Origin of the sequence: Rothia sp. BD8, assembly GCF_044878465.1 — a bacterium.
GTDB lineage: Bacteria > Actinomycetota > Actinomycetes > Actinomycetales > Micrococcaceae > Rothia > Rothia kristinae.
Genome location: NZ_JANJES010000019.1, coordinates 1 through 9,187 on the forward strand (window position 1 = coordinate 1; position 9,187 = coordinate 9,187).

Genomic DNA, 9,187 nt, shown 5'->3' on the forward strand with positions numbered 1-9,187 from the left:
CCCCCCCCCCCCCCCCCCCGCCCGCGCCGGCCCCCCCCCCCCCCCCCCCCGCCCGGGCGGGGCCGCGCGGCCGGGCGCGCCCGCGGCGCGCCGCGGGCGCGGGGGCCCCGCCCCCCCCCCCCCCCCCCCCCCCCCCCCCCCCCCCGCCACACCATGACGGCCGAGACCGTCGAAGGGGTCAGAAGATGAAGTCGCAATAGGGCTCACGGCGGATCGCGAACAGCCGGGCCGCCTCCTCCGCGCCCTCGCCGGTGACCAGGCCGAAGCGCACCTCGGGCTCGCAGCCCTGGAATACCGCTGAGGCCAGCAGCTGCACGGGGAAGCGCACCCGGGCGGCCTGTGGGGCCAGCTCCGGCTCATCCTCGGCCTCGGTGCGCCGCTCGTCCCGCGCGGCCAGCAGGTGCGCCCCGGGCAGCTCGGCCCCGGCACCATCGGCAGTGCCGGATCCCGCGGACTCCCCGGCACCAACCGCCGCCTCGGCGCCCTCCCCGGCCCGGGCCGCGTCGACCTCGGACACGGCCCGACCGGGCACCACCTCGGCCCGACCGTCGCGGATGCGCAGGTGGTACGCGCCGGTGACCAGTCCCAGCGGGTCATCCACCAGCAGCACCAGCTCGCCGTCGGCCAGGTACTCCCGGTGCTCCAGGACGCGGGCCACGTCCAGGATCCGCGTCCACAGCACGTCGGTCTCCCGGATCTGTCGAACAGCCCGCGGGTTGGACAGGGCCCGGGCCAGCTCGTTGCCGGGGGCCGCGCGGAACTCCAGGAAGTCCACCAGGTCCAGGCTGAGCAGCTGCTCCCACAGGGCCACCCGCGCCCGGGTGCTCACCGCCTGGAAGTCCTTGACCACCACCCGGTTGGGCCCCGGAGAGGAGGAGCCCCAGCCCTGGTGGTTGAAGGCGGCGTAGCCCTCCACCCCGTCCGGGCCCTCGAAGACCAGGGCCTGCCGGGCGCCGTCGGGCTTGAGCTGATCCTCGGAGAGGTTCACCGCGCCCACCGCGTTCTCCACGACCCCGCGCGGGCGCACGGCCTGCCCGGCCCGGAACCCGGCGATCGACTCGCGCAGCGCCAGCCCGAACTCCACCAGCTCCTTGCCCTGGGCCTGGTGGATGCGGCCCTGCCGGGCCCCGGAGCGCTCGACGACGCCGGGCAGCAGCCGCGGACGCGCGGTGAGGTCCAGCTCGTAGGTGATCATGCGGGTGGACAGCCCGAAGCCGAAGCGACCGTAGATCTCGCCTTCGGAGACGGTCAGCGCGGCCATCCCGCAGCCCTCGGACCGGGCCCGGGCCAGCTCCGGCTCCATCATCCGGCGCAGGATCCCCCGACGCCGGTGGGTCGGGGCCACACCCACCCCGGTGATCATCCACGCGGGCACCGCCCCGGCGCCGACCTCCACGGTGTTGGGGAAGCCGAAGATCGTGGCCACCGGGTGCGGTCCCTGCGCGCTGGGCAGCCCGGCCAGGGTGGTGTCCTCATCCGTGAAGCCGCGGATCACCGCCCGCATCTGCTGCTCGTGCTCGGCGTTCCAGCGCTGCAGCTTCGCGTCCCCCGGGTCCTCGTAGAAGCCCAGGGCGATGCGCCGGGTCGCGGCGCGGTACAGGGCGGTGGGCTCGCCGCCCTCGTCGAGGAAGCGGGTCAGCTCGAAGGGCGTGAGCGTCATGGGTTCTCCTGGGTCTCGGGATGCGCGGGGAGCGCGAGGGGCGTGGGCCGCCGCGGCGGGTGCCGCGGTGCTGGTGCTGCGGCGGGGCCGGGGGGTGCGGCGAAGAGTGCGGCCGGGGTCGGCGGGTCAGTGGGCGGCGTCGTTCCAGGAGGGCCCGCGGCCCACCTGCACCTCCAGGGGCACCCGCAGCTTCGCGGCCCCGGACATCTCCTCCCGCAGGATAGCCTCGGCGGCGTCGTGCTCGCCCGGGGTCACCTCCAGGATCAGCTCGTCGTGGACCTGCAGGACCATCCGGGTGGACAGGCCCTCCTCGCGCAGGCGTCGATCCACCCCCAGCATGGCCTTCTTGATGATGTCCGCGGCCGAGCCCTGGATCGGGGCGTTCAGCGCGGCGCGCTCGGCCATGTCCCGGGTCTGGCGGTTGGTGCTGGTCAGCTCCGGCAGGTAGCGGCGGCGCCCGAACATCGTCTCGGTGTACCCGGTCTTGCGGGCCTCATCCACGATGTGGCGCAGGTAGGTGCGCACCGCCCCGAAGCGGCGGAAGTAGCTGGACATCAGCCCGCGGGCCTCATCCACGGAGATCTCCAGCTGCTTGGACAGCCCGTAGGAGCTCAGCCCGTAGGCCAGGCCGTAGCTCATCGCCTTGACCTTGGCGCGCATCTCCGGGGTGACGTCGGCCGGGGTGACGCCGAAGACCTGGGAGCCGACGAAGCGGTGCAGGTCCTCCCCGTCCCGGTAGGCCTGGATCAGGCCCTCATCCTGGGACAGGTGGGCCATGATGCGCATCTCGATCTGGGAGTAGTCCGCGGTCAGCAGCTCCTGGTACCCCTCGCCGACGACGAAGGCCGCCCGGATCTTGCGGCCCTCCGCGGTGCGCACGGGGATGTTCTGCAGGTTCGGGTTGATCGAGGAGAGCCGGCCGGTGGCCGCGGTGGTCTGCCCGAAGGTGGTGTGCACCCGGTCCTGGGCGGATAAGGCGTCGCGCAGCCCCTCCACGGCCTGGCGCAGCTTGGTGTACTCGCGGTAGCGCAGCAGCCAGGCCATGAAGTCGTACCCGGCGGTGCCCGGCTCCAGGGTGCGGCTGAGCTCCTGCAGGGAGGTCGCGTCCGTGGTGTACCCGGAGGAGATCTTCCGGGTGGTGGGAAGCCCCAGGGTCTCGAACAGCACGGTCTGCAGCTGCTTGGGCGAGGAGAGGTTCACCGTCTGGCCGCCGAGCACCTGCTCGGCGTTGCGCTGGGCGGTGTCGATCTCGGCCTGGTACGCCTCGATCAGCGCCTCCAGCCGGGCCGGCTCCACGGCCACCCCGGCCAGCTCCATGCGCAGCAGGATCTCGGCCAGCGGGATCTCCAGCTCGGTGAGGATCCGCTGGGCCCACGGGTGCTCGCCCAGCCGCTGCCGCACGGTCCGGGCGACGTCGTGCAGCAGCCACGCGGCCGCGGCGAAGCGATCCAGCCACGGCACCGCCTTCTGACGGCGCTGCTCCGGGGTCTCCTTGCGCAGGGTGGCCTGGGTGGGCTTCTTCAGCTTGGGGCCGAAGGAGTAGGAGGTGAACTCCCCGCCCAGCTGCTCGGGGTCGTAGCCGCGGGCCCCCGGGCGCAGCACGAAGGCCTCCAGGGCCACGTCCCGGCCGGCGTCGGCGAGGCGGTAGCCCAGCTCCCCGAGCCGGCGCACCAGCCCCTTGAGGTCGCTGACCAGCAGGTCCGCGGCCCGCTCGGTGAGCAGCCGCTGCAGGGTGCTGCTCGCGGCCTCATCCAGCTCCTCCAGCACCGCGGTGCCCACCGACTCGGGGTCCGCGATCTGCAGGACGGGCCCCAGCCGGTAGTCCTCCTGCAGGGTCAGTGCGATCGTGGTGCCGGGCTGCCCGAAGGCGGCCTGAATGGCCGCGGCGTCGGGCAGGTCCTGCCGCTGCGGGATCTGGATCTGCGGTTCGGGCTCGGCGGCGGACAGGTCCCGGCGGACCCGGTCGCGCAGGGTGCGGAACTCCAGCTCGTCGAACAGCGCGTCCATGCGTTCCAGATCCGGCTCCCGCCGGGCCATCTGGGCGAAGCTGACCGGCAGGTCCAGGTCCCGCCTCAGCTCGTTGAGGCGGAAGTTGCGCCGCACATCCTCCAGGTGCGCCCGCAGGTTCTCCCCGGCCTTGCCGCGGATCTCCTCGGCGTGGGCCAGCACCCCCTCCAGGTCCCCGTACTGGCCCAGCCATTTGGCGGCCGTCTTGGGCCCCACCTTGGGCACCCCCGGCAGGTTGTCCGCGGACTCCCCCACCAGGGCGGCCACGTGCCGGTACAGCCGCGGCGGGACCCCGTACTTCTCCTCGATGTCCGCGGCGGTGCGCGGCGGGATCTCGGAGATCCCCTTGGTGGGGTACAGCACGCTGGTGCGCTCGGAGATCAGCTGGAAGGCGTCCCGGTCCCCGGAGACGACGACGACCTCCGCCCCGGCGCTCTCGGCCAGGTGCGCCCCGGTCGCGACGATGTCGTCGGCCTCGAACCCCTCCACGGTGATCCACGGAATGTTCAGGGTGTCCAGGGTCTGCTGGATGTACTCGATCTGCCCGGCGAACTCCTCCGGGGTCTTCTGCCGCCCGGCCTTGTACTCGGGGTACTCCTCGGAGCGGAAGGTGGGCCCGGACAGGTCGAAGGCCACGGCCACGTGGGTGGGGCGCAGCTGCCGGATCATGGTCAGCAGCATCGCGGTGAACCCGTGCACGGCGTTGGTGTGCTGCCCGGCGGTGGTGACGAAGGACCCCTCCGGCACGGCGTAGAAGGCGCGGAAGGCCATGGAGTGCCCGTCCACCAGCAGGAGGCGGCTGACCTCCTCCAGGCCTTCGGCGGCGGGCTGCTCGGCGGGATCGGTCGCGGCGGCGTCGGACGGCTGGGGCTGCTGGGTGGAAGTCACCCTACAATCCTAAGCACACCCGTCGCGGCCCGTCCGGGCCCGCATCCCCTCTCGAAAGGCCGAGCCCGCCATGGAAGACTCCCCCCGCCAGTCCGCCGATCGCCTCACCGCGATGGGGGTGCCGCCCGAGGTGCAGGAGGCGCTGCCCGCGCACGGCATCGGCACGATGGCCGAGCACATGGGCATCGTCTTCGAGGAGCTCACCGCCGAGCGCGCCGTCGCCCGCTTCCCGGTGGAGCGCAACACCCAGCCCTACGGCCTGGTGCACGGCGGGGCGCACGTGGCGCTGGCGGAGACCCTCGGGTCGATGGCCGCCAACGTGTTCGCCGGCCCGGAGAAGATGGCCGTGGGGCTGGATGTGAACGCGACGCACCAGCGCGGGGCCAGCAGCGGCTGGGTCACCGGCACCTGCACGGCGATCCACCTGGGCCGCACCCTGTGCGTGCACGAGATCGTGATGACCGACGGCGACGGCCGGCGCCTGTCCACCGCCCGGATCACCAATCTGCTGGTTGACCGGAAGGGCTGACGAGACGGGCGCCTCCGGGGCGGCCTCCGGCGGAAGCGGACAGCCCCCGACGCCGCGGGATCGCGGCGTCGGGGGCTGCTGTGCGCGGGTCACCCCGCCCGGTGCGTGGGCTCAGGCGACCTGGGCGATGATGGTCTCGGCCACCTCGCGCATGGACAGGCGCCGGTCCATGGAGGTCTTCTGGATCCAGCGGAAGGCCTCCGGCTCGGTCAGGCCCATCTTGGTGATCAGCAGGGACTTGGCCCGGTCCACGAGCTTGCGGGTCTCGAACTGCTCCTTGAGGTCGGTGACCTCGTGCTCGAGGGCCTTGATCTGCTCGTACCGGCTGATCGCGACCTCGATGGAGGGGATGAGGTCGTTCTCCGTGAACGGCTTGACCACGTAGGCCATCGCCCCGGCCTCGGTGGCCCGGTCCACGAGCTCCTTCTGGCTGAACGCGGTCAGCAGCACCACGGGGGCGATGCGCTCCTTGGCGATGTGCTCCGCGGCGCTGATCCCGTCCATCTTGGGCATCTTCACGTCCATGAGCACCACGTCCGGGCGATGCTCCTGGGCCAGGGAGACCGCGTCCTCGCCGTTGTCGGCCTGGGCCACGACGTCGAATCCCTGGGCGGAGAGGATCTCCACGATGTCCAGCCGGATCAGGGCCTCGTCCTCGGCGACGACGACGCGGCGCACCGGCCGGTTGGAGTCGGCCCGGGTGGTCTCGGCCGCGGCGGGCTCGGCCGCGGCGCTGACGTCGATGGTCTCCGCGGAGTCCTGGGGAGTGGAGCTGTTCTCGGACATCGGCGGTCTCCTTGGGTGGTGCGGACGGTCACGGAAAAAGGGTGCGGGGTGAGCGCACGCGTCTCGGGAAGGGACCCGGGACGGACAGCGCCTCACCCTCTGCGCATTTTACGCCCACCCGCTCGGACGGCGGGATGGGACATGCGCAGAGGGTGAGGCGGCGTCGGGTGCGACGGCGGCTCAGGCGCCGGCGACGGCGGCGGCGAGCTTGTCCAGGGAGGACTCCAGCTGCTCCTCGCTGACCAGCGGGAAGCCGACCTCGCGGGCGAACTGCGGGTCCACGGCGGACCAGTCGTAGGTCAGGCGCACATCGGTGGAGTCGGAGCCGGTGGACTCCAGCTCCCAGACCCACTCCCAGCCGGGGGGCTCGGTGCCCTCGGGGGCGGTCTTCCAGGAGATCAGCTTGTTCTCGTCGAAGCCGGTCACGTGGTTCTCGGTCTTGTAGTCCCCGCCCATGTGGTCCCCGTGCATGTTCATGCGGAAGACGTCGCCGACCTTCTGGATGCGGTCGGTCTTGTCGTCGGAGACGATGAACCCGGAGCCGTCCAGCTCCTGGTGCCGCTCGGGGTTGGACAGCACGTCGAAGAGGTCCTTCGCCGGGGCGTCGATGGTGCGGGTCACCGTGATCGAGGTCTGGTCGGTCATCTCTTGCTCCTTGGGTGAGGGAACAGCGGTCACCATCCACCCTAGTCGGCGGCCGGGAGCGCGGGGCCGAGTTCGCCCTCAGCCGCAAGACCGCGCGCCTGACCAGCCGCCGACGAGACCGTACAGAGCGGCCGTGGTGCCCAAGGTGGGACTCGAACCCACACGTCCGAAGACACCGCATTTTGAGTGCGGCGCGTCTGCCGATTCCGCCACTTGGGCGCGGAAGGGGGCGTCCGCCGGATCGCTGCCCGGCAGGACGCCCCCACTGTACACGAGCCCGTCGCCCGGGCCGGTGTCACCGCTGGATCACCGCGGGATCAGTCCCGGTACGGCCCCAGCTTCTCGTGCTCCTCGGGCACGGGAGCGCCGTTGTCGTCCAGGTCGCCCACTCGGTGGGCGCGGACCATGTTCGTGGATCCGGCCACGCCCATCGGGGAGCCGGCGGTCATCACGATCATCTCGTCCTTGGTGGCCATGCTCTTGGAGATCAGGTAGCGATCCACCTCGGCGAGCATCTCGTCCGTGGACTGCGCCTTCTGATCCACCACGGCCTGCACGCCCCAGAACAGGGCCATGAACGCGGCCACCTTGGGGTCCGGGGTGAAGGCCAGGATCGGCCTGGACGGACGCAGGCGGCACAGGCGCCGGGCGGAGTCGCCGGACTGGGTGAAGGTGCAGATGAAGTTGACGTCCAGCTGCTGGGCGATGTTCACCGCGGCCAGGGTCACCGCGCCGCCGCGGGTGCGGGGGCTGGAACCCAGGGCCGGGACGCGGTCCAGGCCGTGGGCCTCGGTGGACTCCACGATCCGCGCCATCGTCTGGATGGTGATGATCGGGTACTGGCCCACGGAGGTCTCCCCGGAGAGCATGACCGCGTCCGCGCCGTCCAGGATCGCGTTGGCGCAGTCGGAGGCCTCCGCGCGGGTCGGCATCGGGTTGGAGATCATGGACTCCAGCACCTGGGTCGCCACGATCACGGGCTTGGCCCAGCGGCGGGCCAGCTCGATCGCGCGCTTCTGGACCAGCGGCACCTCCTCCAGCGGGTACTCCACGCCGAGGTCGCCGCGGGCGACCATGATGCCGTCGAACTTGTCGATGATGTCCTGGAGGTTGTCCACCGCCTGCGGCTTCTCGATCTTGGCGATGACGGGCAGCTTCAGCCCCTCCTCCTCCATGATCTCGTGCACGCGGAGGATGTCGTCCCCGGAGCGGACGAAGGACAGGGCGATGATGTCGACGCCGGTGCGCAGCGCCCAGCGCAGGTCCTTCTCGTCCTTCTCGGTCAGCGCCGGGACGGAGACCGCGGCGTTGGGGATGTTGATGCCCTTGTGGTCGGAGACCTTCCCGCCGATCACGACGCGGGTGGTCACGGTGGTCGCGGAGACCTCGGTGGCCTCCAGGCGGACCTTGCCGTCGTCGATCAGCAGCAGGTCCCCGGGGCGCACGTCCCCGGGCAGGCCCTTGTAGGTGGTCCCGCAGATCTCCTTGGTGCCGGGCACGTCCTCGGCGGTGATCTTGAAGATGTCGCCGGGCTCGAGCATCTCGGAGCCGTTGACGAAGGTCTCCAGGCGGATCTTGGGCCCCTGGATGTCGGCGAGGATCGCGACGTTCTTGTTGAGGTCCTGCGACGCTCGGCGGACGTTGTTGAAGTTGGCGGTGTGGACATCGTGGTCGCCGTGGCTCATGTTCAGGCGGGCGACGTTCAATCCGGCCGAGATGGCCTCGGAGAGCTTGTCGTAGGAGGACAGTGCCGGACCCAGGGTGCATACGATCTTTGCGCGTCTCATGGCTTCCACTCTAGTTCTCGCAAAGCCACATGAACAGTCATCGGCGCCGGGTGAACCCACCGTGTCCGCGTTCAATCCCACACATTCCCACACCGCGGGTTAGGCTGAGGGAAGACCCGAGAGACCCCAGGAGGAGAACATGTCCGGCGCCCTCGTGCTGTACGGCTCCCGCTACGGCTACACCCGCACCTACGCCCAGTGGATCGCCGAGGACCTCAAGGGCACCGCCCTGGACCTGGCCTCGGCCACCCCGGAGGACGTCGCCGAGGCCGACGCCGTCGTGCTGGGCTTCAGCGACTACGCCGGCAAGCTCACCGACGCCGCCGAGGCCGAGCGCCTGGCACCCCACCTGGACGGGCGGGCCCTGGGCTTCTTCACGGTCTCCTTCTCCGGGACCGTCTCCGCGACCGCCGAGAAGCTGGACGGGCAGCTGGCCAAGAACCTGCCCACCGCCTACGCCCCGCGCCGCGGCACGGTGCCCACCGGACACTTCCGCGGCGGCATCGACTACTCGCGCCTGTCCCGGACCCACCGCACCGCGATGATGGGGGTGCGCACCTTCCTGAAGGCCAAGCCGGACAAGTCCGTCTCCGATCAGCAGATGATCGACTCCTACGGCGGATCCGCGGACTACTCGGACCGGGCCAGCACCGCGGACTTCGTGGCCGCGGTGCGGGCCCAGCGCGGCTGACCCGGACGGAGCGCCCCAGACGGAGAGACCCGGCCGGAGCGACGCCGCGCGGCCCGACGCGGCGGGGGCAGACCCATCGCGTCTGACCCACCGCGGCCCGGGGGGGGGCGGGCCCCCCCCCCCCGCCGCGGGCCCGCGGGGGGGGGGGGGGGGCGCGGGGGGGGCGGGGGGCGGCCCGGCGCCGCCCCGCCGCC

At 71.9% G+C, this 9,187-nt stretch carries 7 protein-coding genes and 1 tRNA gene; 2 read left to right on the top strand and 6 right to left on the bottom strand.

Annotated elements, in window-relative coordinates:
- Nucleotides 1-178 precede the first annotated feature (178 nt).
- Both NQ707_RS10365 and polA read right to left on the bottom strand, forming a co-directional pair.
- A complete protein-coding gene (locus NQ707_RS10365) occupies nt 179-1,660 on the bottom strand; it encodes a GNAT family N-acetyltransferase (RefSeq protein WP_058731310.1) in 1,482 nt (493 codons plus the stop codon).
- Between the two features lie 126 nt (nt 1,661-1,786).
- Nucleotides 1,787-4,555, bottom strand: a complete 2,769-nt coding sequence (gene polA / locus NQ707_RS10370) for a DNA polymerase I (RefSeq protein ID WP_404435734.1) — start codon at nt 4,553-4,555, stop codon at nt 1,787-1,789.
- 70 nt (nt 4,556-4,625) lie between these two features.
- On the opposite strand from polA, the gene NQ707_RS10375 reads away from it, so the two are divergent.
- Nucleotides 4,626-5,084, top strand: a complete 459-nt coding sequence (locus tag NQ707_RS10375; RefSeq protein WP_058731311.1) for a hotdog fold thioesterase — start codon at nt 4,626-4,628, stop codon at nt 5,082-5,084.
- A 111-nt stretch (nt 5,085-5,195) separates the two neighbouring features.
- Here the strand turns inward: NQ707_RS10375 and NQ707_RS10380 are convergent, their stop codons facing one another.
- From NQ707_RS10380 to pyk, 4 genes are all read right to left on the bottom strand, one after another.
- Nucleotides 5,196-5,870 carry an ANTAR domain-containing response regulator gene (locus NQ707_RS10380; RefSeq protein WP_081046123.1) on the bottom strand — a complete coding sequence of 225 codons (675 nt, stop codon included), beginning with the start codon at nt 5,868-5,870 and terminating at the stop codon, nt 5,196-5,198.
- 180 nt (nt 5,871-6,050) lie between these two features.
- Complete coding sequence (locus tag NQ707_RS10385; RefSeq protein WP_064725233.1) at nt 6,051-6,515, bottom strand: SRPBCC family protein; 465 nt, start codon at nt 6,513-6,515, stop codon at nt 6,051-6,053.
- A gap of 134 nt (nt 6,516-6,649) precedes the next feature.
- A tRNA-Leu gene (locus tag NQ707_RS10390) sits at nt 6,650-6,734 on the bottom strand.
- Between the two features lie 98 nt (nt 6,735-6,832).
- Entirely contained in the window at nt 6,833-8,302 is a 1,470-nt protein-coding gene (gene pyk, locus NQ707_RS10395) for a pyruvate kinase (RefSeq protein ID WP_058731315.1), read from the bottom strand.
- A 139-nt stretch (nt 8,303-8,441) separates the two neighbouring features.
- On the opposite strand from pyk, the gene NQ707_RS10400 reads away from it, so the two are divergent.
- A complete protein-coding gene (locus NQ707_RS10400) occupies nt 8,442-8,993 on the top strand; it encodes a flavodoxin domain-containing protein (RefSeq protein ID WP_196826009.1) in 552 nt (183 codons plus the stop codon).
- Nucleotides 8,994-9,187: the final 194 nt, after the last annotated feature.

Excerpts from the sequence above, each read along its gene's own strand:
- NQ707_RS10365 (WP_058731310.1), bottom strand. The coding sequence starts at position 1,660 with ATGACGCTCACGCCCTTCGAGCTGACCCGCTTCCTCGACGAGGGCGGC.
- NQ707_RS10400 (WP_196826009.1), top strand. The coding sequence starts at position 8,442 with ATGTCCGGCGCCCTCGTGCTGTACGGCTCCCGCTACGGCTACACCCGC.
- NQ707_RS10385 (WP_064725233.1), bottom strand. The coding sequence starts at position 6,515 with ATGACCGACCAGACCTCGATCACGGTGACCCGCACCATCGACGCCCCG.
- NQ707_RS10375 (WP_058731311.1), top strand. The coding sequence starts at position 4,626 with ATGGAAGACTCCCCCCGCCAGTCCGCCGATCGCCTCACCGCGATGGGG.
- NQ707_RS10380 (WP_081046123.1), bottom strand. The coding sequence starts at position 5,870 with ATGTCCGAGAACAGCTCCACTCCCCAGGACTCCGCGGAGACCATCGAC.
- pyk (WP_058731315.1), bottom strand. The coding sequence starts at position 8,302 with ATGAGACGCGCAAAGATCGTATGCACCCTGGGTCCGGCACTGTCCTCC.